This window comes from Nonomuraea sp. IBHARD001, from assembly GCF_056106265.1.
Map to the genome: position 1 here is coordinate 3,042,564 of NZ_JBWBBW010000002.1, position 22,313 is coordinate 3,064,876.

22 protein-coding genes are annotated in these 22,313 nt (G+C 71.8%); 8 read left to right on the forward strand and 14 right to left on the reverse strand.

Annotated elements, in window-relative coordinates; genetic code table 11:
• Positions 1-139: 139 nt before the first annotated feature.
• Genes ACTWNK_RS16000 through ACTWNK_RS16020 form a run of 5 tightly spaced genes read right to left on the reverse strand, consistent with a single transcriptional unit; the run spans position 140 to position 5,068 of the window.
• Positions 140-808, reverse strand: a complete 669-nt coding sequence (locus ACTWNK_RS16000) for an ABC transporter ATP-binding protein (protein ID WP_474304755.1) — start codon at positions 806-808, stop codon at positions 140-142.
• Positions 792-1,661 carry an ABC transporter ATP-binding protein gene (locus ACTWNK_RS16005; RefSeq protein WP_474304756.1) on the reverse strand — a complete coding sequence of 290 codons (870 nt, stop codon included), beginning with the start codon at positions 1,659-1,661 and terminating at the stop codon, positions 792-794. Before ACTWNK_RS16005 ends, ACTWNK_RS16000 begins: the two co-directional genes overlap by 17 nt.
• A 50-nt stretch (positions 1,662-1,711) precedes the next feature.
• Positions 1,712-2,536 carry an ABC transporter permease gene (locus tag ACTWNK_RS16010; RefSeq protein ID WP_474304757.1) on the reverse strand — a complete coding sequence of 275 codons (825 nt, stop codon included), beginning with the start codon at positions 2,534-2,536 and terminating at the stop codon, positions 1,712-1,714.
• A 1-nt stretch (position 2,537) separates the two neighbouring features.
• Positions 2,538-3,527 (reverse strand): ABC transporter permease, encoded by a 990-nt coding sequence (locus tag ACTWNK_RS16015; protein ID WP_474304758.1) that lies wholly within the window; start codon positions 3,525-3,527, stop codon positions 2,538-2,540.
• Positions 3,509-5,068 carry an ABC transporter substrate-binding protein gene (locus ACTWNK_RS16020; RefSeq protein WP_474304759.1) on the reverse strand — a complete coding sequence of 520 codons (1,560 nt, stop codon included), beginning with the start codon at positions 5,066-5,068 and terminating at the stop codon, positions 3,509-3,511. Before ACTWNK_RS16020 ends, ACTWNK_RS16015 begins: the two co-directional genes overlap by 19 nt.
• Before the next feature lie 168 nt (positions 5,069-5,236).
• On the opposite strand from ACTWNK_RS16020, the gene ACTWNK_RS16025 reads away from it, so the two are divergent.
• Together ACTWNK_RS16025 and ACTWNK_RS16030 are read left to right on the forward strand one after the other, a co-directional pair.
• Positions 5,237-5,785, forward strand: coding sequence for a hypothetical protein (locus ACTWNK_RS16025; RefSeq protein WP_474304760.1), 549 nt, complete (start codon positions 5,237-5,239; stop codon positions 5,783-5,785).
• Complete coding sequence (locus ACTWNK_RS16030; RefSeq protein ID WP_474304761.1) at positions 5,782-6,036, forward strand: Smr/MutS family protein; 255 nt, start codon at positions 5,782-5,784, stop codon at positions 6,034-6,036. The genes ACTWNK_RS16025 and ACTWNK_RS16030 overlap by 4 nt, the downstream gene beginning before the upstream one ends.
• A 698-nt stretch (positions 6,037-6,734) precedes the next feature.
• Here the strand turns inward: ACTWNK_RS16030 and dhaM are convergent.
• From dhaM to ACTWNK_RS16050, 4 genes are all read right to left on the reverse strand, one after another.
• Positions 6,735-7,109: a dihydroxyacetone kinase phosphoryl donor subunit DhaM gene (gene dhaM / locus ACTWNK_RS16035; RefSeq protein ID WP_474304762.1), complete on the reverse strand. Its 375-nt coding sequence runs from the start codon at positions 7,107-7,109 to the stop codon at positions 6,735-6,737.
• A gap of 163 nt (positions 7,110-7,272) precedes the next feature.
• Positions 7,273-7,899, reverse strand: coding sequence for a dihydroxyacetone kinase subunit DhaL (dhaL, locus tag ACTWNK_RS16040; protein WP_474304763.1), 627 nt, complete (start codon positions 7,897-7,899; stop codon positions 7,273-7,275).
• A 43-nt stretch (positions 7,900-7,942) separates the two neighbouring features.
• Positions 7,943-8,935 carry a dihydroxyacetone kinase subunit DhaK gene (dhaK, locus tag ACTWNK_RS16045; protein WP_474304764.1) on the reverse strand — a complete coding sequence of 331 codons (993 nt, stop codon included), beginning with the start codon at positions 8,933-8,935 and terminating at the stop codon, positions 7,943-7,945.
• A gap of 57 nt (positions 8,936-8,992) precedes the next feature.
• Positions 8,993-9,712 (reverse strand): glycoside hydrolase family 16 protein, encoded by a 720-nt coding sequence (locus tag ACTWNK_RS16050; RefSeq protein WP_474304765.1) that lies wholly within the window; start codon positions 9,710-9,712, stop codon positions 8,993-8,995.
• A gap of 101 nt (positions 9,713-9,813) precedes the next feature.
• Here ACTWNK_RS16050 and ACTWNK_RS16055 point away from each other — a divergent pair, with 101 nt between their 5' ends.
• Positions 9,814-10,242, forward strand: coding sequence for a MarR family winged helix-turn-helix transcriptional regulator (locus tag ACTWNK_RS16055; RefSeq protein ID WP_474304766.1), 429 nt, complete (start codon positions 9,814-9,816; stop codon positions 10,240-10,242).
• 20 nt (positions 10,243-10,262) lie between these two features.
• Here ACTWNK_RS16055 and ACTWNK_RS16060 read toward each other — a convergent pair whose 3' ends face one another.
• The 4 genes from ACTWNK_RS16060 to ACTWNK_RS16075 all read right to left on the reverse strand — a co-directional run bounded on the left by ACTWNK_RS16060 (position 10,263) and on the right by ACTWNK_RS16075 (position 15,718).
• On the reverse strand, positions 10,263-10,718 hold the full coding sequence (locus tag ACTWNK_RS16060) for a hypothetical protein (RefSeq protein ID WP_474304767.1): 456 nt from the start codon (positions 10,716-10,718) through the stop codon (positions 10,263-10,265).
• An 87-nt stretch (positions 10,719-10,805) separates the two neighbouring features.
• A complete protein-coding gene (locus tag ACTWNK_RS16065) occupies positions 10,806-11,333 on the reverse strand; it encodes a dihydrofolate reductase family protein (RefSeq protein WP_474304768.1) in 528 nt (175 codons plus the stop codon).
• 32 nt (positions 11,334-11,365) lie between these two features.
• Positions 11,366-12,466, reverse strand: a complete 1,101-nt coding sequence (locus ACTWNK_RS16070; protein ID WP_474304769.1) for a DUF418 domain-containing protein — start codon at positions 12,464-12,466, stop codon at positions 11,366-11,368.
• 147 nt (positions 12,467-12,613) lie between these two features.
• Positions 12,614-15,718 carry an AfsR/SARP family transcriptional regulator gene (locus ACTWNK_RS16075; protein WP_474310930.1) on the reverse strand — a complete coding sequence of 1,035 codons (3,105 nt, stop codon included), beginning with the start codon at positions 15,716-15,718 and terminating at the stop codon, positions 12,614-12,616.
• Positions 15,719-15,865: 147 nt separating this feature from the next.
• Here ACTWNK_RS16075 and ACTWNK_RS16080 point away from each other — a divergent pair, with 147 nt between their 5' ends.
• The 5 genes from ACTWNK_RS16080 to ACTWNK_RS16100 are packed head-to-tail and all read left to right on the forward strand — an operon-like array spanning position 15,866 to position 19,974.
• A complete protein-coding gene (locus ACTWNK_RS16080) occupies positions 15,866-16,207 on the forward strand; it encodes an HIT family protein (protein ID WP_474304770.1) in 342 nt (113 codons plus the stop codon).
• Between the two features lie 13 nt (positions 16,208-16,220).
• Positions 16,221-16,712 carry a nucleoside 2-deoxyribosyltransferase domain-containing protein gene (locus tag ACTWNK_RS16085; RefSeq protein ID WP_474304771.1) on the forward strand — a complete coding sequence of 164 codons (492 nt, stop codon included), beginning with the start codon at positions 16,221-16,223 and terminating at the stop codon, positions 16,710-16,712.
• 59 nt (positions 16,713-16,771) lie between these two features.
• Complete coding sequence (locus ACTWNK_RS16090; RefSeq protein WP_474304772.1) at positions 16,772-17,542, forward strand: cyclase family protein; 771 nt, start codon at positions 16,772-16,774, stop codon at positions 17,540-17,542.
• Positions 17,539-19,167 (forward strand): thiamine pyrophosphate-binding protein, encoded by a 1,629-nt coding sequence (locus ACTWNK_RS16095; RefSeq protein WP_474304773.1) that lies wholly within the window; start codon positions 17,539-17,541, stop codon positions 19,165-19,167. Before ACTWNK_RS16090 ends, ACTWNK_RS16095 begins: the two co-directional genes overlap by 4 nt.
• Positions 19,168-19,227: 60 nt before the next feature.
• Complete coding sequence (locus tag ACTWNK_RS16100) at positions 19,228-19,974, forward strand: lysophospholipid acyltransferase family protein (RefSeq protein WP_474304774.1); 747 nt, start codon at positions 19,228-19,230, stop codon at positions 19,972-19,974.
• Between the two features lie 4 nt (positions 19,975-19,978).
• Here ACTWNK_RS16100 and ACTWNK_RS16105 read toward each other — a convergent pair whose 3' ends face one another.
• Complete coding sequence (locus ACTWNK_RS16105) at positions 19,979-22,255, reverse strand: tetratricopeptide repeat protein (protein WP_474304775.1); 2,277 nt, start codon at positions 22,253-22,255, stop codon at positions 19,979-19,981.
• Positions 22,256-22,313: the final 58 nt, after the last annotated feature.

A 22,313-nucleotide genomic window follows, 5' to 3' on the forward strand; every position in this document is an offset into this window, starting at 1 on the left:
AACCTCCCTGGTTGCGAGGAGAGGTCGTGTCACCCCGAAACGGCGCATGAGGAAGGGAGGACCCGGCCCCCTCCCCGTTGGGGTGACGAGAGAACGCGAAACGCCCCCTCGTGAGGGGCGGTCGCGATCTTCTCGGAGTCTAACGGGCGGGGATTTTTTCGCCTAGATCGTTCCGGTGTCCGATTTTGACAGATCGTGTGGCCCACCTGTCGAGCAAGGTGTGGTCGTGGCTGATCGCCAGCACTCCCGCTCCCGTCCTGGTCGCGTAGTCGCGTACGACCGCGACCAGATGCGCCTGGGTGGAGGCGTCGAGCATCGTGGTCATCTCGTCGCACAGCAGGTACCTGGGCTCCAGCGTCAGCGCCCTGGCCAGGCACGCCCGCTGGAGCTGACCGTCGGAGACCTCGTGCGGCCTGCGGGTCAGCAGGTCGCCGGTCAGGCCGGTCTCGGCCGCCAGATGCAGGGCACTGGCGGTGGGCCGACCGGCGGCGGCCAGCGGCTCGGCGACGATCTCGGCCAGGGTCAGCTTCGGGTCGACGGCCGTCCTCGGCTGCTGGTACAGCAGCGCCACCCGGGTCCGCAGCTCGCGCGGCGCGCGCTGCCGCCACCTGGTGACCGGCGTGCCGTCGAGGAGGAGCGTGCCCGCCGACGGCTTGAGCATCAGGGCCAGCACCCTGGCCAGCGTCGACTTGCCGCAGCCGCTCGGCCCGCCGAGTCCGAGCGTCTGGCCCGGCTCGACGGTGAACGACATGCGCTCCAGCACCGTCTGCCTGCCGTACCTGACCGTGATCTCACGTGCTTCGAGCATGGTCGGCCTCCTGGATCGGGTGGTGACAGGCCAGGCCGTCCGCGGGGTCCGGCCGCAGGGCGCAGGCGGCGTCGGCGTGCGGGCAGCGGGGGGCGAACGCGCATCCGGCGGGCAGCGCGGTGAGCTCGGGCGGCATGCCGGGGATCGCGGTGAAGGCGCGGTCGGGCTGGGCGTCGACCAGTCCGGCCGAATAGGGGTGCCTGGGGGAGTTCAGGACACGGGCGGCCGGGCCCTGCTCGACGATGCGCCCGGCATACATGACCGCGATGTCGTCGGCCACCTGCTCGGCCGCGCGCAGGTCGTGGGTGATGATGAGGACGGCCCGGCCCTCGTCACACAGCTCGCGCAGTACGGCCATGGCCTGGTCGACCAGCGGCCGGTCCAGCCCGCTCGTCGGCTCGTCGGCCAGCAGCAGGCCGGGGTCGCCTGCCAGGGCCATGGCATTGGCCACCCGCTGGGCCATGCCGCCGGACAGCTGGTGCGGGTAGCGGTCGAGATCGGCGTCGCGCAGACCGAACCGTTCGGCCAGCTCGCCCGGTGTGCGGCGGGAGCCGAGCTCGGTGAGCGCCTCGCGCAGCTGGGCACGCGCGGTGCGCACCGGCGTCAGGTGGGTGGCCGGGCTCTGCGGGATCAGGCCCACCTTGCGGCCGCGCACCTGCCTGGCCAGCACCGAGGGCGAGGCGGCGAGCAGGTCGAGGTCGTCGAGCCAGGCCTGGCCCGACACCGCGGCGTTGCCCGGCAGCAGTCCGAGCAGCGCGTGCGCGAGCACCGACTTGCCGCATCCCGACTCGCCCACCAGGGCCAGGCAGCGGCCCGGCCGCACCTCGAAGGAGGCGTCCGTGACCGCACTCACCGTGGCACCCGGTATCGCGAACGACACCGTCAGCCCCTTCACCCGCAGCTTCACAGGGCCAGCTCCGATCGGGTCCTGGGATTGAGCCGGTCGCGCCAGTGTTGCGACAACACCGACACCGCCAGCGTCGGAACGAGGATGAACAGCCCCGGCGCCAGGCTCGACCACCAGTCGCCCGCCAGCAGCGAGCGCTGCCCATCGTTGATCATGTTGCCGAGCGAGGCCAGATGCGGCGGCAGCCCGAGTCCGAGGAAGCTCAGCGCGGTCTCGTGCCAGATCGCATGCGGCACCATCAGCACCGTCGCCAGCAGCAGATGGGGCGACAGGTGCGGCAGCAGATGCCTGGTCACCACCCGGGTACGGCCAGCGCCGCCCGACACCGCGGCCTCGACGAACGGCCGCGAGCGCAGCGACAACACCTCCGAACGCACGATGCGCGCCGCGGTCGTCCAGTGCGTCAGCCCCACCGACGCCACCACGGCCGTGGCGCTCGGCGCGAACATCGCCACGATGAAGATGCCGAGCAGCAGGTGCGGAAGCGCGGAGAACCCGTCGACCACCCGCATGAGCAGCCTGTCCGCCAGCCCGCCGACGCTTCCCGCCACCAGGCCCATGGTCCCGCCGATCACCATGCTGACCAGCGCCGCGACCAGCCCGACCAGGAACGAGACGCGCAGGCCGTACACACATCGGAGCAGGACGTCGCGGCCGACCTCGTCGGTGCCGAGCCAGTGCCGCCACGACGGCGGCTGCCCGGCTGAGGGCAGGTCGACGAGCTGCTGGTCGAGCTGGACCAGCGGCGGCACCAGCAGGACGGCCAGCCCGAGCAGGACCAGCACGACGGCAGCGGCCTTCGCCGATCGCGTCGCCGCCATGTCAGCTCACCCCCAGAGTACGCACGCGCGGATCGGCCACGCCGTAGGCCAGGTCGGCCAGCAGGTTGCCGGCCAGCACCGCGACGGTGCCGAGCAGGGTCAGCACCGCGAGCAGCGGGAAGTCGACGGCCAGCGCCGCCTGCACCGAGGTGGCGGCCACACCCGGCCAGGAGAACACGGTCTCGACCAGGATCGCGCCCGTCACCAGTTCGGGCACGCGGGCGCCGAGCAGGGTGAGGAAGGGCAGCAGCGCCGAACGCAGCGCGTGCCTGACCACGACCGTGCGCTCCTTCAGCCCACGCGCCCTGGCGCCGACGACGAAGTCCTCGCGCAGCGTGCCGATCACCGACTCGCGCACATACAGCACCAGCCACGACGACTGCGAGATCGCCAGCACCGTCACCGGCAGGATGAGATGCACCGCGACGTCACCGGGATCGAGCGAGGTGGAGGCGGCGTCGGTCAGCCCCCCGGCGGGCAGCCAGCCGAGCGAGACGGAGAACACGTAGATGGCCAGCAGCGCCAGCCAGAACACCGGCGCCGACTCGTTGGCGAACGCGCCGCCGGTGATCAGGCGATCCAGCCACGAGCCCTTGCGCCAGGCCGCGACCGTCCCCGCGACCAGGCTTCCGGCGAGCATGAGCACGATGGCGCACGAGGTGGCCAGCAGCGTCCACGGCAGCCGCTCGGCCACCACCTCGGCGACCGGCCGGTGGAAGGATCGCGACTCGCCGAGGTCGCCGCTGAGCAGGTTGCCCGCCCAGGTCGTGAACTGTTCGAGCACCGGCCGGTCCAGGCCCCAGTTGGCGCGGATCTGCGCCACGACCTCGGGCGAGGTGACCGTGGCCCGATCGCCCAGGTACTGCCTGACCGGGTCGAACGGCGACAGCTGCGCCAGTGCGAACATGCCCACGGTCACCGCGAGCAGCAGCGGCACCGCGAACGCCAGCCGCCAGAGGACGAGCCTGACCATCAGGCGGCCGGCTTCCACAGGTGCAGGTCGCGGAAGAGCCCGCCGGTGGCGTGCTCGTGCGCGTCGACGCTCTGCTGCACCCCGCTGTAGGCGCCGCGCACGACGTAGACGTGCTTGAGGAAGACCAGATACGTCCAGACCTCGTCGTCGTGGATGCGCTTCTGCACGTCGCGGTAGGCCTGCTTGCGCACGGCGTCGTCACCGCTCCGCCTGCCCTTCTCCAGCAGGGCGTCGGTCTCGGGGTCGGCGTAGTAGCCCGGGTTGAAGTAGCCCTTGCCCTGGTAGTCGGAGTGGAAGAGCTCGTAGTTGAGGTAGTCCGGGTCGTGCGGGCTGCCCCAGCCCATGATCAAGGCGTCCTTGCGCATCCTGGGCGTGATGGCGTCCCAGTCCAGACCGGCGAGTTCGACGTTCACGCCGATCTTCTTGGCGTCCGACGAGACGGCCAGGGCCAGTTCCTTGCGCAGGGAGTCGCCCGCCGGATACATCAGGGTGAAGGCGGCCTTGACGCCGTCCTTGGCCCTGATGCCGTCCTCGCCCTGCTTCCAGCCGGACTCCTCCAGCAGCTTGGCCGCAGCAGCCTGGTCGGCGCGCGGATTGCCGGTGACCTCGGGGTTGTGCCATGCGGTGTCGGGGGAGATCGGCCCGAACGCCGCCTTGCCCGCGCCCGCCAGGATGGCCTCCACCATGGCCTGCCTGTCGATGCCCAGGCTGAACGCCTTGCGGATGGCCGGGTCGCCGGTGACCTTCTCCTTCAGCGGGAACATGATGCCCCGGTAGTCGGCGCTGTCCACCTTGTAGACGGTCGTGCCCTGCTGCCCCTCGAAGCGCTTGGCGGCCTTCGGCGGCAGGATCGCCGCGTCGAACTCCCCGGCCGACATCCGGCTGGCCCGTACGTTGTCGTCAGGGGCGAAGGCCAGCACGACCTTCTTCAGCGCGGGCTCACCGCCCCAGTAGCCCGCGTTGGCGCTCAGCGCGACCTTGTCGCCCGGCGTCCAGGACACGAACGAGTACGGGCCGGTGCCGACTGGCTTGGCCGGGTCGCTGCCGCCGTCGGGCACGATGCCGAGCGTGGTGCGCTGGACGAGCGGGGCGTAGGGGTAGTTCAGGGTGAAGACCACCGTCTTCGGGTCGGGCGCGGCCACGTCCTTGATCGCCGCGTAGTCGCCCCTGATGGGGGAGTTGGTGGCCTCCTTGAGCACACTCTCGTAGGTGTACTCGACGTCCTTGCTGGTCAGCGGCCTGCCGTCGTGGAACTTCACACCGTCGCGCAGCGTGAACGTGACGGTCTTGCCGTCGGCCGACGTCACCGGGGCGGCGGCGGCGAGCGCGGGCTTGACCGACAGGTCGGGGGAGCGGCTCATCAGGCCGTCGAAGATCAGTGATCCGCCGTCGGCCGCGTAGCCGAGCACCGGGCTGAGGTTGTCGAACTCCGAGCCGAGACCGATGACGAAGGTGTCGTCCGGCGCTTTCGCGGGGCCGCCCGGCGCGGCGCAGGCGGTGGCGAGCAGGCCGAGGGCGATGGACAGGGCGGCGACACGCATGGGCGGGCGCGGGGGCATGGGGGACCTCCGAAGGCGGGATGCTCTGCTGACCATAGCCTGCAGTTGCATATCGTTCGCAATAAGGGGGAGGTGTGGTAGAAGGCGGGACATGGCACCCTTGGGCGGGTGATGTACGGTCCCCCGGAGTACCCGAAGCCGGCCACCAGCCCGACGATCATGTTGCTCGTGTCCGGGTTGACGGGCGTGCTCGGCTTTCTCCTCGGCTTCGTCATGGGGGTCGGGACGACACCCGACTCCACGGCCTCCTCCGAGCCTTCGCCGTACTCGGCGCCGCCGGACATGACGATGTCCATGGCGCCGCCGGTTCCCGAGGCCGGTGAGCCTGGGGTTGGTGAGCCGGGGGCAAGCGAGCCTGCTGGTCCCGGGACTGTCGCTCCTCCGCCTGCGTCTTCGCCTGCGCCCTCGGTTCCTGCTGCGACTCCTGGGCCTGCGACTCCTGGGCCTGCGACGACTCCCGGGTCTGGGGCGGGAGGTGTCAGCGGGAACGGCACGCTGACCGTCGGTGTCGACATCCTCGCCGGGACCTACAAGACGAGCGGCCCCGCGCCCGGACAGCCCGCCTGCTACTGGGCCAGACTCAAGGACACCACCGGCGTACCGAGCGACGTCATCGACAGCGGCATCGTCAAGGGGCCGACCGAGGTGGTCGTCGTGGGCACCGACAAGGCCTTCCAGTCGGGAGGCTGTTCGCCATGGGAGAGGATGGGCTCATGAAGCTGAAGCTGGATCTGCATGACATCTTCAACAAGGGCGACCAGATCGATCGCGCACTGCGCGGGATCATCGACGAGGCCATTCGGAAGAAGGCCACTGAGGTGGAAATCATTCCTGGGAAGGGCTCTGGGCAACTCAAGAAGAAGGTGCTTCGCTTTCTTGAGCGGAAGGATATCAAGGCTTTGTATCATCGGATTGACAAGGATTCTAAGAATCATGGGAGGTTGTTTGTTTATTTCAAGCACAAGTAGGGGGTAGGGGTGTGAGGGCGGGGGTTGGTGGGCGGTGTGGTGTGGTGTGGTGTGGTGTGGTGTGGTTTTAGGGGCTGTGGGCTGGGGGAGTTGCTGGGAGGGGGTTCTTGGTTTGGTGGGGAGTGGTTGGGGCGTTGGGGTTTGGGTGGGGAGGATCGCGGGGCGGGGTTGGCTCGGCTTGGTGAGGATTTGGGGGGCTCCGACCTTAATGCGGGGCGTGTTGTTTCTAGGCGTGCTGTCGTTCGGAGGTATGCCGTTGTTCGGAGGTGTGCTTTCTGGAGATGCCCTCTCTGGAGGCGTCTCTTCTTGATGCGCTCTTCCTGAGGCGCTGTTTCCTGAGGGGTGCTGTTTCCTGGGCGTCGCATTCTCGGGGTGTCTGCTCCGAGAGGCGTCTCTTCCTTGGGCATCCCCGAGATCGTGCGCGACTTCGCCCGCATCATCGACCAGTGTCTGCGCCTAGGGCGTTTCTTCCTTGGGGCGTCCCTTAGAGTCGTGCGGCTTTCCGGGGATTTCTTGCGAAAAATGCCGACATGCGTCCTTGCTTGCCCCGCCCGTCCGCCCGTCCGCCCGTCCGCCCGTCCGCCTGATCGTCCGTTGGTTCACCCGCGTCGGCTTGCCTGCGCCGCCCGTCAGTTCGCGCCCTGCTCGCTCGGCAGGCCGCCTCTTCGTCTCGTCCGCTCGCCCACCCCCAGGCGGCGTCACCCCTTGCGGTAGGTCCAGGCTTGTTCGGCGGCGGTGAGGACGGTGGGGAGGGGCTCGCCGGTGCTGGCGGTTACGGCTGCGGCTATCGCGCCTTCGATGAACGGGGCGTCGGCCAGGGCGACTCTGCCCGGCTCCACGAGGAGTCTGGCGGTCAGTACGGAGCCGCCCAGGTCGGGCAGGAGGACGACGCCGTCGGCCTGGTCGACTTCGGCGATGGCGGCTTCGATGCGTTCGATGCTGGTGCCGAGTTTGCCCTCTTCATCGCCTCCGGTGCCTGCGATCGGCACGCCGTCTCCCGCGATGCCGCGTACCAGGTCGGCGGCGGCCTGGGCGAGGGCGTGGCTGTGTGAGACGAGGACGAGTCCTACCATGGCGTGCCTTTCCGTAGCGGTGGGGTGTGGTGCGCATGAGGAGCGTCCCCTGGACGGGCGGGGGCGGTGACCGCGGGGGCGCTGGGGACGGCTTGCCGTAAAGGCGGGAAATTGCGGTAAGGGCGGGAAGGATTGCGGTAAAGGCGGGAAGGAGAGGATTGGGTCATGAGGTGAGGGCTGTCAGGAGGAGGGCGGCGGAGGTGGCGCCGGGGTCTTGGTGGCCTGCGCTGCGCGGGCCCAGGTAGCTGGCGCGGCCCTTGCGTGCCTGGAGAGGCACGGTGGCGAGTGCGCCCGCGGTGGCGGCCTCGGCGGTGAGGCGGAGGGCTTCGGTGAGAGGGAGGCCCTGGTCGGCGGCCTGGGTGAGGGCCTGGGAGGCGGGCGTCAGGGCGTCGAGCATGGTCTTGTCGCCGGACGCGGACCTGCCCAGTGCGGCCACCGCCTCGACCCCGGCCGCGAACGCCTCCGCCAGCAGCGCCGCCGACACCTCGGGCTCGCCCCCCACGGCCTTGCCCATCCGCCGCAGCAACGACCCGTACAGTGGCCCGGACGCCCCGCCGACCTTGCGTATCAGCGTGCCGCCCGCCAGCGTGAGCGCCTCGCCCGGCGTGGCGGGCGGGGTGTCGGCCAGGGCCTGGAGTACGGCGGTGCAGCCTCTGTCCAGGTTCGCCCCGTGATCTGCGTCGCCGATCGCCGCGTCCAGTTCGGTCAGCCGTTCGCGCTGCTCGGCGACCGACACCGCGAACCGCTCCAGCCAGCCGGTGAAGAACGCGACGTCCATCAGCTCTTCCATCGCAATGCCGGTGTGTCGGCCGGCGACAGTCGTTCGTCGTGCATCAGCACCCCCATCGCAGCGCGGCCGTGTCGACCGGCGAGTCCCACAGCCGTAGTAGTTCCGCCTCCATGCGGCACACGCTGACCGAGAAGCCCTGCATGTCGAGGCTTGTCACATAGTTGCCCACCAGCGACCGGGCGATGCGAGCACCCTTCGCCCGGACGTACGCCTCGACCTCGGCGAACACGACGTACAGCTCGACCAGCGGCGTGCCGCCCATGCCGTTGACCATGACGAGCAGGTCGCCCCGGAGTGGGTCGTCGCCGTGCACCGCGTCCATGGCGACGTGGGCGAGTTCGCGGGCGGTGGCGGCGGGCACGCGGGTACGACCGGGTTCGCCGTGTATGCCGATGCCGAGTTCGACCTCACCCTCGGGCAGGTCGAACGTCGCCTTCCCGGCGGCGGGCGTGACGCAGGAGGTCAGGGCGACGCCGAACGATCGGCTACGCGCGTTGACCTCGGCGGCGACCGCGGCCACCCGCTCCAGCGGAGCGCCCTCCTCGGCCAGCGCGCCCGCGATCCGCTCGACGAACACCGTCGCGCCCGTCCCCCTGCGCCCGGCCGTGTACAGCGAGTCCAGCACGGCCACGTCGTCGTCGACCAGTACGGAGGCGACCTCGACGCCCTCGTCGGCGCAGAGTTCGGCCGCGAGCTGGAAGTTCAGCACGTCGCCGGTGTAGTTCTTGACGATGTGCAGCACGCCCGCGCCGCCGTCGACGCCGTGGGTGGCCGCCACGATCGGGTCGGGGCCCGGCGAGGTGAAGATCTCGCCGGGGCAGGCGGCGTCCAGCATGCCCCGCCCGACGTACCCTGCGTGCAGCGGCTCGTGCCCGGACCCGCCGCCCGACAGCAGGCCGACCTTGCCGGTGATCGGCGCCCGAGCCCGGTACACGACGTGCTGCTCCAGGTCGACGCGCAGCGCGGGATGCGCCGCCGCCAGCCCGGTGAGGGCGTCGGCGACGACGGTGGCGGCGTCGTTGATGAGCTTCTTCATGCGGTCACCATCTGCCCGTTTTCCGGCGATGGCAACCAGCACGACCGAGCCGGGCGACTACCGCCAGCCGGAGAAGGCCGAGACCCTGATGGAGTCGATCAGGAACTCCTTCGGCAGCCGCGTGGCCGCGTTCGGCACCCCTGTCAGCGTGTCGCCGCTGGAGACCGCGACGCCCAGCCAGCGCTTGCTCGTGGAGGTGTGGCGGTCCTTGTAGAGCACGACGCCGTCGACCGAGAAGGCGAACCAGGAGGGCGTCCAGTCGAAGCGATAGGTGTGGAAGGCGTCGGAGAACACACCTGCCACCACCTTGCCGCGTTTGCGTACTCCGTCGCCGTTGGTGATGTGCGCCTTCTCCTTGCCGGGTGCGAGCAGTTCGGCGCCGCTCCAGTGCGGCTCGGGGTCGCCGCCGGGCGTCTCGGGCCACAGCAGCATGTAGCTGTCGATGCCCTTGCCCTTCGGGATCTTCGCCCGTATCTCGAAACGCCCGTAGGTCCTGGCCAGCCCCCAGCACCCGATCCCGCCGGTGGCGTACTGCCGATCGGCCCAGCGCTTGGCCGTGATGCCGAGTCGCAGCAGCCCCTTGGACACGCGGACCTGCGCGGGGTCGTACCAGCTGGCCGCCTCCCCGCCGTGCGGCGTCGGCCCGTAGCTGCCGCACCCCTTGGGCAGCGACCTGCCGTTGAAGTCCTCGTGCCGCACGATCTTCCACACCGGCTGAGGCTCGGCCGCCGGAGCCACACCCACTCCGGGTACGGCGAGCAGCGCCGCAAGCGTCACATGGAACACATCAGTGCCCTTCGTCGACGACAGCGACCGATCCTGCCATCTCGCCCATATCGCCGTCCGCCGAACGGCCGTAGCGGGTATGGTTGACAAGTATGCCTGTGCATACACATTCCGCCGACGACATCGACGTCTGGGCCCGTGTGATCCGGCTGCACGCCAGGGTCGAGCACGAGATCGCCACCGCCCTGCAACGCCATGGCCTCGGCCTGTCGGAGTACCGAGCGCTGTGCCACCTGTCGACCGTCGGCGAACTGCGCATGCAGGAACTGGCCGACCTCCTCGGCCTCAACCAGAGCTCGGTGACCCGCCTGGTCGCCCGCCTGGAGTCCTCAGGCCTCACCCGCAGGGACCTGTGCCCCGAGGACCGCCGCGGCGTCTACACCGTCATCACCCCCGAAGGCGTCTCCCGCAGGGACGAGGCCGCCGCCACCTACCGCCACTCCCTCGGCGCCGCCCTGGACACCGCAGCGGGAGACCCGGCCCTGACCCAGGTCGTGGCCGCCCTGCGCGTCGGCTCGTGATCGCGGCGCCGAGGGAGGCGTCAGCGCGGACAGGTGATGGAGGGGCCGCGCAGGGACTCGGTGCGGTTCTGCGCGGCCGAGAACGACACGTTGACGGTGATGTCGCCGTGGTAGCGCTTGCCGGACTGGCATACGCCCGGCGTCTGGAGTGAGCCGTTGATACCGGCTTGTGCCGGATTGGGGAATCGGTCGTATTGATATGACGTCTCGACTTTGTCGGGTAGTCCGCCCCTGTGTCGCCTCAGGGCCAGAGTGACCTTTACATAGCGAATTCTGCGGTTGTTGCAGGAAAAAGTGTAATTAACGCTGATGTGGCGACTGGTCGTGATGTGCGGGTTGGGTGGATAAAAGCGACATCCTGGAATAGAGGCGGCGTTCGTGCTGGCCGTCGCGCTCGTTTCTGGGGCCGCGAGGGGGGAGAGCGCCAGCGCCAGGCCCATGAAGATGGAGGCGCTTCGCCTGCCAAGTGCGATCATCTCGCCATATTCGCATTTCGTGGGGATCTGGCAATATCAAATGGCCGGATAAATCAGGATGTGGTGATTTTTGCCAGTCCCGTGCGACTACTTCCGTACGCGGAAGCGGAGCAGGGTGACGTTGCCCGACTGTCTGTTCTCGAACGGCTCCAGTTCGACCCGCTCCAAGCTCGCAGGCGTGACCCGGACGCCGTCGCCCAGCAGAACCGGCAGCACGTACACAAGGATCTCGTCGACCAGCCCGCGCCCCAGGCACTGGGCGGCCAGGTCGGCGCCGAGGATCTCCAGGTCGAGCCCGCCGGCGGCGGCGCGGGCGGTGGCGACGGCCTCGTCGAGGTCGCAGGTGAGGAAGGTGACGGAAGGGTCGGGTTCGGCGGGAGGCTCGTGGGTCAGGACGAACAGCGCTCCGCCCTCGTAGGGGGTGTCCTGCGCGGCCATGGCCTTGCCGACCTCGTAGGTGCGCCTGCCGATGAGCATCGCACCCGTGGCCGCCATGACCTCGGGAAAGAGGTCCGGAGCCACGTAGTCGCCGATCCAGCCCATCTCGTCACCGCGCGCCGCGATGAAACCGTCCAGCGACATCGCCCTGTTCACGACCACTTTGCCGTTGCTCATGCCTCACTCCGTCCGCTCGAAGGACAACCACACTAGCGATCACTCAGACGTCGCAGAAGGATCTCGGCAGGTCCCCGATGGCCGATGCGGCGCATCAGGTCCGCCAGCAGGATCGACGCCACCCACACCACCACGGCGAGCGCGAACCCGGCGGGCAGGCTCACCGCACGGCTCAGGTCGAAGGCGAACGGATAGAACAGCACCACCCACACGACCGACTGGAAGAGGTAGAAGGTGAGCGACCGCTGCCCCAGCGCCGACAGCGCCGACGCGACGGACCCGGGAGTGCGGCCGATCCGATGGGCGACGAGCCCGACGAGCGCCGCCATGCCGATGCCGCCGAGGTACCCGGTCAGGTCGTGGGCGAAGGCCGCCACCCAGGCCACCGACACGGACGGCAACGGCCAGGCCCCGGCGAGCAGCAGCGCGAAGGGCACCCGGCCGAGTACGGCGAGGCCGAGGCAGAGGGCGGCGACCCGGCGCAACAGCGGCAGGTGCAGGGACGGCTCGTCCAGGACCTTGCGGCGCGCGGCCCACAGACCGGCGAGCATGCCGGGCAGCACCATGAGCGTGGACAGGACGGTCTCGACCGGCCAGGCGGGGATGTTCGCCACCAGATGGAGGCCAGGCGTGGGCTCCATGTACGCGGCCAGGGTGATCGGCGTCCCGGCCGCGGCCGAGGTCAGTGCCGTCACGCTCTGCCAGGCCAGCAGCAGGGTCGCGGGCAGCAGCGTCGCACCGGCCGTCCACAGCAGCACCGAGTCCCTGGCCCGCACGACCGGCGCGAAGGCCAGCAGCGTCACGCCGTACACCGCGACGATGTCGATCGGCACCAGGATCACCGTGTGCGCGAACCCGATGACGGTGAGCCAGAGGCCCCTGCGCCGCAGCAACGCCCGTAAGGAGGTCCATTCGCTCTGCCGGCGTGCCATCTGGCCGAGGCCGTAGCCGAACAGGAAGACGAACATCGCCCTGGCCTGGTTGTCGGCGACCAGCGACTTGACGAAGACGGCGGGGGCGAAGTCCCAGTCGGTGATCATCGCGGGTACGTGGGCGAGCGCGATCAGCAGCAGCATGAAGCCGCGTGCGAGGTCCGGGGCCAGCGACCTGGCGGTGGTCGTCGTGGTGCTCATGGGGGCGTTCCTCCGAGGGGATCGTGCGCGGGGGAGTGCGACGCCACCCACGATCTCCACCGGACCTGACGCCGCCCTGACGCTTCCCGGGCCCCGCCGTCAGGCCCTGACCCCGCCCCGTCAGGCCGCCCCGCCCAGACCGGAAGGTCAGCCCGCCCCCGCCAGCCGTTCCAGCGCCCGCTCCCGGGCACAGCGCGCACCCTCCGCGTAGGCCTGGCCGTACCGGAGCTCGCCGAGCGTGGTGCTGAGGACGTGGACCAGGGCTCGCAGTTCGGGGTCGCCGTGGTCGAACACGCCTCGGACGGCCTCGCTCAGGCCGAGGGCGGTGGCCGCGCCCGCCGGGTCGCCTTCCAGCAGGAGCAGGCGGGCCAGCTGCTCCGCGGCCACGGCGGGAGCACGGATCGCGAAGGCCGCGTCGACGGCGGCGGGCAGCAGGTCGCGTGCCTGCCCGGCGGCGCCGGCGCTCAGCAGGCAGGCCATCCGGGCCGAGGCCAGCCGCGCCTCGACGACCTCGGCCGCGATCCCCGCCTCCCGCGCGAACTCCACCAGCTCCCGCAGCACCTCCTCGGCCAGGTCCACCTCGCCCGCGCGGCGATGCAGATCGGCCAGACGCAGCAGCAGCTCGATCTCCGAGTACGGCTGAGCGCGCCCGGCCACCAGGCGGCGCGCCGCCCGCACGTCCTGCGCCGCGCCGCCGGGATCGCCGCCCCGCACGCGCAGACCGGCGAGTTCGGAACGGTAGACGGCCTCCTCGCCCGAGCCGAACTCGGCCGCGAGTGCGACGGCGCGCTCGGCGGCGGCGACGGCCTGGCCGTACTCGCCCTGGACGGCGTGCACGCGGGCGACGGCCATCAGCGTCAGCCCCAGGCCGTAACGCTCGCCCACGGCCTCGAACGCGCGCAACGTCTCGGCCAGCACGCGCGCGCCGCCCTGCCAGTCGCCCCGGTCGGTGCGGACGAAGGAGTCCACCCAGTGGGCGGCGGCCCTGACCCACGGATGCGGATGCGCCTTGGCCAGGGGCAGTTCGCGTGCGAGCAGGTCGTCGAAGCCGAAGAAGTACGCGGGGGCGATGGCGATCACGGCCAGGACGGGGTAGCGGCCGATCGCGCCGGTGCGGTGGACGTCCTCGACGATCGCGCGTACCTCGGCGGGCTCGGGAAAGGACCCGCTGTTGTCGGCCAGCCGATGCATCGCCGTGAGCGCGGCCCTGGCCCGGCCGGGCAGCGCGTCGCCGAACGCCAGCACCTCGGCGGTCAGGCCGTCGGAGCGCGCGTCGAGTCGGGCGTTCCAGTACAGCCACAGCGGGCCGAGCAGCCGCCAGGAGGAGTCGGCGTCGCCCTCGTCGACGGCGGTGCGCAGGGCGTGCACCATGCTGTCGTACTCCGCGTCGAACACGAGCTTGGCCGCGACCTGCTCGCGCGTCAGCAGCACCGGCTCCTGCTCCTCGGCCAGGTCGCGGAAGTAGGCCACGAACCTGGCCGACACCGCCTCCCGCTCGCCCGCCAGGTCCAGCCGCCGGGCGGCGAACGCGCGTACGGTCTCCAGCATGCGGTGGCGGCCCTCGCCCTGCACGAACGACTTCTCCACCAGCGAGCCCAGCACGTAGACGACGTCGTCGGCCGGGAGCTGTCTCTCGTCCGAGCAGATCGCCTCGATCGCCGCGTCCCCGGCGTCGGCCGGGAAGATCGACATGCGTCTGGCCAGCGTGCGCTCCTGCTCGTTCAGCAGGTCCCAGCTCCATTCGACCACCGCGCCCAGCGTCCGCTGGCGCGGCAGCGCGGCCCTGTCGCCGGAGGTGAGCAGCCGGAAGCGGTCGTCCAGCCGTCTGGCGATCTGCTCGACGCCCATCGAACGCAGCCTGGCCGCGGCCAGTTCCAGGGCGAGCGGCAGGCCGTCCAGCCTCCGGCAGATCTCGGCCACCGGCCCTGCGGCGCCGTCGTCGAGCTCGAACCCGGGCCGCACCGCCCTGGCCCGATCGGCGAACAGCCGCACCGCGTCCGCCTCGCTCAGCGCGGCCAGCGGGCACAGCGCCTCACCGGTGACCCCCAGCGCCTCCCGGCTGGTCGCCAGCACCGTCAGGTACGGCAGGCGGTCGAGCAGGCGTCGCCCGAACCCGGCAGCCGCCTCGACCAGGTGTTCGCAGTTGTCCAGGACGAGCACCGCCTCGCCCGCGCTCAGCAGGTCGGCCACGCGGTCGGCCGGGTCGCCGCCGCGTGCGGGCACCCGCTGCTCGGGCGGTCGCAGATCGCGGGAGCTGACCGCGCCGAGCACGGCGTCGGCCAGCCGGTCCGGCGAGGCGACCCCGGCCAGCGGTGCGAACCACACCCGCCCGCGTTCGTGTGCCGGATGCCGGGCCACCGCCTCCAGCGCCAGTCGCGTCTTGCCCGCACCGCCTGGCCCGACGACGGTGACCAGGCGCGCGGTCGTCAGCAGCCCGGCCAGCATCCGCAGCTCCTGCTCACGCCCGACGAAGCTGGTCAGCCGTGCGGGCAGGCGGCCGGGCTCGGCGCGTGCCGGTGAGCCGAGTTCGCCGCGCAGCACGGCCAGATGGGTCCGGCTCAACTCCGCCGACGGGTCGACGCCCAGCTCGTCGGCCAGCGCCGCCCGCGTCCCCTCGTACACGGCCAGCGCGTCCGCCTGCCGTCCCGCCGCGTGCAGCGCCCGCATCCGCAGTACGGCCAGCCGTTCGCGCAGGGGGTGCCGCTCTCCGGCGTCCTCCAGCTCGGTCAGCACCTCCTCGTGCCGTCCGAGCCGCAGCGCGGCGTCCGCCCTGTCCTCGGCGGCCCGTACCCGCAGGTCGTCGAGCCGGCGTGCGGCGGCCCTGGCGAACGGCAGGTCGGGCAGGTCGGCGAGCGCCTGGCCCGACCACAGCTCCAGGGCTTGGCCGAGCAGGTCGGCGGCGTCCCCGGCCCGGCCTGCCGCGAGCTCGCGGTTGCCGCGCGTGGCGAGATCCTCGAAGCGCAGCGCGTCCACCTCCTGCGGGAGCACCGCGAGCCGGTAGCCGCCGGGCGCCGACTCCACGCCCGCGACGCCGTGCAGCGCCTTGCGCAGCCGCGAGACCAGGGCCTGCAGCGCGTTGGCGGCGCCCGCGGGCGGCTCGGCCCCCCACAGGTCCTCGACCAGCGTGTCGGAGGCCACCGTACGGCCCGCCTCCAGCGCCAGCCGGGCCACGAGCGCACGCGAGCGCGCACCGCCGATCTCGGCCTGCTGCCCGTCGCCGCCGACCATGCGTACCCGCCCGAGCAACACCATGCGCACCGCATCACCCTCTCAGAGGCCGGACACATGCGGAAACAGACCCCGGACGCCCATGACCACACACCCCGGCGCTTGCAAAGACGCTGAACGTGCGATCAGGCTGGGGCGGCCAGGCAGGTCGGCCGACGTCAGGGAGGCGCCATGCGCAGTGAGCCCGGATGTGTGTTCTGTGCCATCGTCAGCGGACGCGCCCCCGCGACCGTGGTCAGGCGCTGGGAGGACGCGCTGGCGTTCCTGCCCGTCGCCCCGGTCACCCCGGGTCACGTTCTGGTCGTCCCGCACGCCCATGTCGCCGATGTCGGGCAGGACCCCGCCGTCTCGGCCGCCACGATGGCCAGGGCGGCCGAGCTCGCCTCGGGCCTGCCGGCGGCCAATGTGATCACCTCGCGAGGCGCAGCCGCGTCCCAGACCGTGTTCCACCTGCATCTGCACGTCGTGCCCCGGGTCGAGGGCGACGGGCTGAAGCTGCCGTGGACCCGCTGAAGGAGCATCGAACATGACCGTCGACGTCGTCTGGGCCCGCGAACCGATCCCCGAAGGCCCTTCGGTTTTCCTGGCGGGCCCGACCCCGCGCGCCGGAGCACACGCCGTGCCCTCGTGGCGGCCGGACGCGATCACCGCGCTGGCGGCGGCCTGGCAGCGGGAGGCGACCCTGCACGTGCTCTCGCCCGAGTCCAGGGACGGGGTGCTCGCCGCGCACTACGACGAGCAGTTCGCCTGGGAGTGCGCGGCCAGGCGGGCGGCGGGCGCGATCCTGTTCTGGATCCCGCGTGACGTCGTGACGCTGCCGGGATTCACGACGAATGTGGAGTTCGGGCATGACGTCGGCACCGGTAGGGCGGTGCTCGGCTGCCCGCCGGACTGCCCCAATCCCGAACGCAACCGCTATCTCATCCACCTGGCCCGCAGCTACGCCGTACCCGTGCACGAGACGCTGCGGGAGAGCGCCACCGCAGCGGTCGCGCTCGTCGGGGCGGGGGGCGCGTGACGGAGCGGGGCGGCGCGTAGGAGGATCTGAGCTGAGGCAGTACGAGCACAGGAGGCGTCATGTCAGTTCTGAGGCAGTTGGTGGACAGTGTCGCGGCGGGCGGCATCGAGGTCGTCGACCTGACCGCGCCGCTGTCGTCGAGCACGCCGATCCTGCAGCTGCCCGAGCCGTTCGCCAACACGGTGCCCTTCAGGCTCACCGAGATCAGCCGCTACGACGACCGCGGCCCGGCCTGGTACTGGAACGACATCACGACAGGCGAGCACACGGGCACCCACTTCGACGCGCCCGTGCACTGGGTGACGGGCCGCGACGGCCAGGACGTCTCGCAGGTGCCATTGACCAGGCTGCTCGCGCCCGCCGCCGTGCTCGACTTCGCGGCGCAGGCATCGGCCGACCCCGACTTCCTGCTGCGCGTCGAGCACGTCAAGGCGTGGGAGGCCGAGCACGGCCCCCTGCCCGAAGGCTGGCTGCTGCTGCGCACCGGCTGGGACGCGCGGGCCGAGGACCAGGCCGCCTTCCTCAACGCCGACGACAGCGGCCCGCACACGCCGGGCGTCTCCGTCGAGTGCGCCCGCTGGCTGGCCGAGGAAACGCCGGTCATCGGTCTCGGCGTCGAGACCGTCGGCACCGACGCGGGCGCCGCCCACTCCTTCGACCCGGCCTTCCCGTGCCACTCCTTCTTCCTGGGCGCGGGCAAGTACGGCCTGACCCAGCTGCGCAACCTCGACCGGCTGCCCCCGACCGGCGCGGTGGTCATCGCGCCTCCGCTGCCGATCGTCGGCGGGTCGGGCAGCCCCGTCCGCGTGCTGGCCCTCGTCGAGCGGTGAGCGGCACCGTCGCCGGAGCCGTCGGCTCGACACTGGCCGCGCTGGGCGTGCGGGCGGTGTTCGGGGTCGTCGGCAGCGGAAACTTCCACGTCACCAACGCCCTGGTCGCGGCCGGAGCAACCTTCACCGCGGCCAGGCACGAGGCGGGCGCGGCGACGATGGCCGACGCCTACGCCAGGATGTCGGGCGAGGTCGCGGTCGTGTCGGTGCACCAGGGACCGGGCCTGACCAACGCGCTGACCGGCCTCACCGAGGCGGCCAAGAGCCGCACGCCCCTGGTCGTCCTGGCGGGCGAGGCCTCCTCGCCGCTGTCGAACTTCCACATCGACCAATCGGCGCTGGCCGAGGCGCTCGGCGTGGTTCCGGCCAGGATCGGCGGGCCCGCGACGGCGGTGGCCGACACCGCGGCCGCGTTCCGCACGGCCGTGCGCGAGCGGCGGGTCGTGCTGCTCAACCTGCCGCTCGAGCTGCTCGACCTGCCGTCGGAGGGCGGCGAGCCGCCTGCCGGGACGCCGTACGAGCCGCCCGAGCCGGACGCCGAGTCGGTGGCCGCTTTCGCCGCGCTGCTGGCGCGGGCCGAGCGGCCGGTGTTCGTCGCGGGCCGGGGCGCCAGGCACGCCAGGGCCGAACTCCTCGCACTCGCCGAGCGCACGGGCGCGCTGCTGGCCACGTCGGCCGTGGCGAAGGGGCTGTTCAGGGGCGAGCCGTGGGACCTGGACGTCAGCGGCGGTTTCGCCTCCCCGCTGACCGCCGAGCTCATCGCCGGGGCCGACCTGGTCGTAGGCTGGGGCTGCGCGCTGAACATGTGGACGACCAGGCACGGCGCCCTCATCGGGGAGCATGCCGTACTCGTCCAGGTCGATCTGGACGGCTCGGCCCTGGGCGCGCACCGGCCCGTCGCGCTCGGTGTCACGGGCGACACGGCCGGGGTCGCGCGTGCGGTGCTGGCCGAGGCCGTCGCCTCGCCCGGCTATCGTTCGGACGGGCTCGCCGCCCGCATCGCCGCCAGGGGCCGCTGGCGTGACACCCCCGTCGCGCCCGCGGACACGGGCGAGCGCATCGACCCGGGCACGCTCACCGTCGCGCTCGACGACCTGCTTCCCGCCGAGCGGATCGTCGCCGTCGACTCGGGCAACTTCATGGGCCATCCGTCGATGTTCCTCGACGTGCCCGACGAGTACGGCTTCTGCTTCACCCAGGCCTTCCAGTCGGTCGGGCTCGGCCTGGCCACGGCGATCGGCGCGGCGCTGGCCAGGCCGGACCGGCTGCCCGTCGCGGCGCTGGGCGACGGCGGCCTGCTCATGGGGATCGCCGAACTGGAGAGCGTCGTACGGCTCGGCCTGCCGATGGTGATCGTGGTCTACGACGACGAGGCCTACGGTGCGGAGGTGCACCACTTCGGCCCGCACGGCCATCCGCTCGACACCGTCACCTTCCCGCCCGCCGACCTGGCCGCGATCGCCGAGGGCTACGGCTGCCAGGCCCTGACCGTGCGCACGGTCGCCGACCTGGAGCCGCTGGCCGCCTGGCTCGAAGGCCCGCGCGAGCGTCCGATCCTCGTCCACGCCAAGGTGACCAGGGGCCGGGCGTCGTGGTGGCTCGAGGAGGCGTTCAAGGGGCACTGACCAGCGGGGAGCGCCGGGCCTGAGTCGCCGGGTTACGTCAGCGTAGGTTACCGTTCGGGCATGGCTGAGATCGTGTACCCACCGGTGATCGGTGCGGCGCTGACCCTGTTTCGCGCGTTGGACCTTCGCATCACGATGGAGGGCGAGGAGAACATCCCGCGTTCCGGCGGTGCGGTGCTGGTCAGCAACCACATCAGCTATCTCGACTTCATCTTCGCCGGGCTGGCCGCCTACCGGGGCGCGGGGCGGCTGACGCGCTTCATGGCCAAGAAGGAGGTCTTCGACAACAAGATCTCCGGCCCGCTCATGCGCGGCATGCACCACATCCCCGTCGACCGGGCGGCGGGTGCGAGCTCCTACGCCGCCTCGCTGCGCGCGCTCAAGGCGGGCGAGGTCGTGGGGGTGTTCGCCGAGGCGACGATCAGCCGTTCGTTCACCGTCAAGGACATCAAGAACGGCGCCATCCGCATGGCCGCGGCGACCGGCGTGCCGATGATCCCCGTCGCGCTGTGGGGCACCCAGCGCCTGTGGACCAAGGGCCGCCCGCGCAAGCTGCTGCAGCGCCACGTCCCCGTGACCATCATCGTCGGCGAGCCGCTGTACCCCAAGCGCGGTGACGACATGGCCGCCACCACCCTCGACCTGCACACCCGCATGTCGGAGCTGCTGGACAAGGCCCAGCGCACCTATCCCGACATGCGCCAGGGCGCCTGGTGGCAGCCCGCCCACCTCGGCGGCGCCGCTCCCACCCCCGAGGAGGCCGCCGCCCTCGACGCGGCCGAGGCCCAGGCCAGGCGCGGCGACTGACCCGTCACGACGGCGGCCGGGCCTGCTGGAGGGCATCGCGCACGACGCCGAGGCGGTGCTGGTCCTGCAGCGCCTCGAACAGCGCCTCGGCCCGCCGGTAGGCGGCCACGGCCGCGTCCCGGTCCTCCAGGTACAGCAGGGCGTTGCCCATGTCGTACAGCCCGCCGGCTTCGCCGTGCGGGTCGTCCGCCTCTTGGTACCTGATGATCGACTCCCGGTGCGCGGCGACGGCGTCGTGGCCACGTCGCGACAGGTGCAGGGCGTTGCCGAGATTGCTCAGCGCCTGCCCTTCGCCATGCCGGTCGCCCATCTCGCGCAGGATGGCGACGGCCCGCTCGCAGACCTCGACGGCCTCGACGTGTCCCTCCACATGCAGCAGGGCGTCGCCCAGGTTGACCAGGCACTGGCCCTCGCCGTGCCGGTCGCCGAGCTCACGGGTGATCTCCAGGCTCGCACGATGGACGGCGACGGCCTCGGCGAACAGCCCGGAGTGCCGCAGGGCCGGGCCGAGGTTGTTGAGCGCCGAGCCCTCCGCGTCGCGGTCACCGCTCTCGCGGAAGAGCGCGGCGGCCTTCCGGCAGGCGGCGATGGCCTCGTCGAAGCGCCTGAGCTGCTGAAGGGCGATGCCGAGGTTGTTGAGCGCGACGCCCTCGCCGTGGCGGTCGCCGAGCTCCTCGCGGATGCGGAGGTCACGCCGGTACGCCTCGACGGCCTCGTCGAAACGGCGGAGCTCGGTGAGCACGTTGGCCAGGTTGTTCAGCGCCGTGCCCTCGATGTCCGGATCGCCGAGCAGGTGGGCGGAGTCGACGGCGAGGACGTCGACGCTGAGCCTGTCGGCCAGATGCCTGCTCCGGCTCAGATAGCGGTTGAGGCAGGTCGACAGCTGGACGGCCTGGCGGTGCAGGCCGAAGGCGCCGGCCGAGGCGACGGCGGCGACCAGGCAGGCGCGTTCGGCGTCGAACCAGGCCAGCGCCTGCTCCCTTCCCTCGAACGCCGGTGGCGCCGCCTGTCCGGGCAGAGCCCGCAGATGGTCGTCGGCGGCGTCGGCCGTACGCAGGTAGTGCTCGACCAGTCGCTCGATCGCCTCCTGCCTGCCGTCGTCCGTGGCCTGCCGCTCACCGTGCTCGGCGGCGTGCAGCCTGACCAGGTCGTGCATGCCCCACCGCTCGCCCGGCAGGGCGGAAAGGAGATGCGCCGCGGCCAGATCACGCAGGTCCCGCCGTACGGCGGCGCGCTCACGCCCGTCCAGCACGGCCAGCGCCCCGGTCGAGGAAGAAGGGCCGGGCGCCGCCGCCAGCAGCCTGAACAGCCGAGCCCGGCCGGGCCCAAGCCGCGCATAGGACAGCTCGAACGCCGCCCGTACGGCAGGCGGCAGCGCGGACCCGGGCGCGGCCAGCACGTCGAGGCGGCCTCCGGCGGCGTCGGCGAGCTCGTCGGCCAGGTCGGCCGGAGGGCGGTCCGGCTCGACGGCCAGCAGCGCGGCGACGATCTGCAGGGCGAGCGGCAGCCCTCCGCACAGCACGGCCAGCCTGACGGCGTCGTGCGGGGCCGAGCGCACCCGGTCGTCGGGGCGGCGGATGTTCAGCGCCGTGTCCAGGAGCTCGACCGACTCCTCCTCGTCGAGCACGGGCAGGTCGAGCAGTCTGGCGGGCAGGTCGGGCAGATGGCGTGAGGTGACGAGCAGCCGGTGACAGGCGTGTGCGGGCAGCAAGGGCCGTACCTGGGTGGTGTCGGAGGCGTTGTCGGCGATCACCAGCATGCCGAGCCCGAGCCGGGCGCGCTCGGCCTGCAGCGACCGGTACGACGCCAGCACGCCGTCGTCGTCGGCCGGAAGGTCGTGCTCGCGTACGCCCATCACGCGCAGCAGCTGTCCGGCCGCTCCCGCCGCGCTCACCCGGTCGCGCTCGTCGGGGGCGTAGCCGTTGAGGTTGACGTGGAACACCCCTCCGGGGAACCAGCCCTCGCCCATCGCCCGGTGCGCGCAGTACAACGCCAGCTCGCTCTTGCCGATCCCGCCCATGCCCGAGACGGCCGACACCACTGCCCCCGCCCCCGCCCCTGCGCCGGGGTCGAGGAAGCCGAGCAGCTCCCTGACCGGCCCCGCCCTGCCGGTGAATCCCGGTCCGACGGCCGGAAGGCCCGCGAGCGCCTGTGGCGCCGGACCCGACACCGGCAGCCACAGATGCACGTCCCCCGTCACGATCGGGGCGTGCTGGTCACCGCCGACGGATACCGCACGGTTCCCGGAGGCTCCGGGGCTGTCCTGGGGGACGAACGCCATGCCTCCCACTGTGCGGCAAGGCCCGGCGGCCGTCACGCGCCTCTTTCCGGTCGAGGGC

Excerpts from the sequence above, each read along its gene's own strand:
- ACTWNK_RS16000 (WP_474304755.1), bottom strand. The coding sequence starts at position 808 with ATGCTCGAAGCACGTGAGATCACGGTCAGGTACGGCAGGCAGACGGTG.
- ACTWNK_RS16010 (WP_474304757.1), bottom strand. The coding sequence starts at position 2,536 with ATGGCGGCGACGCGATCGGCGAAGGCCGCTGCCGTCGTGCTGGTCCTG.
- ACTWNK_RS16020 (WP_474304759.1), bottom strand. The coding sequence starts at position 5,068 with ATGCCCCCGCGCCCGCCCATGCGTGTCGCCGCCCTGTCCATCGCCCTC.
- ACTWNK_RS16030 (WP_474304761.1), top strand. The coding sequence starts at position 5,782 with ATGAAGCTGAAGCTGGATCTGCATGACATCTTCAACAAGGGCGACCAG.
- dhaM (WP_474304762.1), bottom strand. The coding sequence starts at position 7,109 with ATGGTAGGACTCGTCCTCGTCTCACACAGCCACGCCCTCGCCCAGGCC.
- dhaL (WP_474304763.1), bottom strand. The coding sequence starts at position 7,899 with ATGGAAGAGCTGATGGACGTCGCGTTCTTCACCGGCTGGCTGGAGCGG.
- dhaK (WP_474304764.1), bottom strand. The coding sequence starts at position 8,935 with ATGAAGAAGCTCATCAACGACGCCGCCACCGTCGTCGCCGACGCCCTC.
- ACTWNK_RS16055 (WP_474304766.1), top strand. The coding sequence starts at position 9,814 with ATGCCTGTGCATACACATTCCGCCGACGACATCGACGTCTGGGCCCGT.
- ACTWNK_RS16060 (WP_474304767.1), bottom strand. The coding sequence starts at position 10,718 with ATGATCGCACTTGGCAGGCGAAGCGCCTCCATCTTCATGGGCCTGGCG.
- ACTWNK_RS16065 (WP_474304768.1), bottom strand. The coding sequence starts at position 11,333 with ATGAGCAACGGCAAAGTGGTCGTGAACAGGGCGATGTCGCTGGACGGT.
- ACTWNK_RS16070 (WP_474304769.1), bottom strand. The coding sequence starts at position 12,466 with ATGAGCACCACGACGACCACCGCCAGGTCGCTGGCCCCGGACCTCGCA.
- ACTWNK_RS16075 (WP_474310930.1), bottom strand. The coding sequence starts at position 15,718 with ATGGTGTTGCTCGGGCGGGTACGCATGGTCGGCGGCGACGGGCAGCAG.
- ACTWNK_RS16080 (WP_474304770.1), top strand. The coding sequence starts at position 15,866 with ATGCGCAGTGAGCCCGGATGTGTGTTCTGTGCCATCGTCAGCGGACGC.
- ACTWNK_RS16085 (WP_474304771.1), top strand. The coding sequence starts at position 16,221 with ATGACCGTCGACGTCGTCTGGGCCCGCGAACCGATCCCCGAAGGCCCT.
- ACTWNK_RS16090 (WP_474304772.1), top strand. The coding sequence starts at position 16,772 with ATGTCAGTTCTGAGGCAGTTGGTGGACAGTGTCGCGGCGGGCGGCATC.
- ACTWNK_RS16100 (WP_474304774.1), top strand. The coding sequence starts at position 19,228 with ATGGCTGAGATCGTGTACCCACCGGTGATCGGTGCGGCGCTGACCCTG.
- ACTWNK_RS16105 (WP_474304775.1), bottom strand. The coding sequence starts at position 22,255 with ATGGCGTTCGTCCCCCAGGACAGCCCCGGAGCCTCCGGGAACCGTGCG.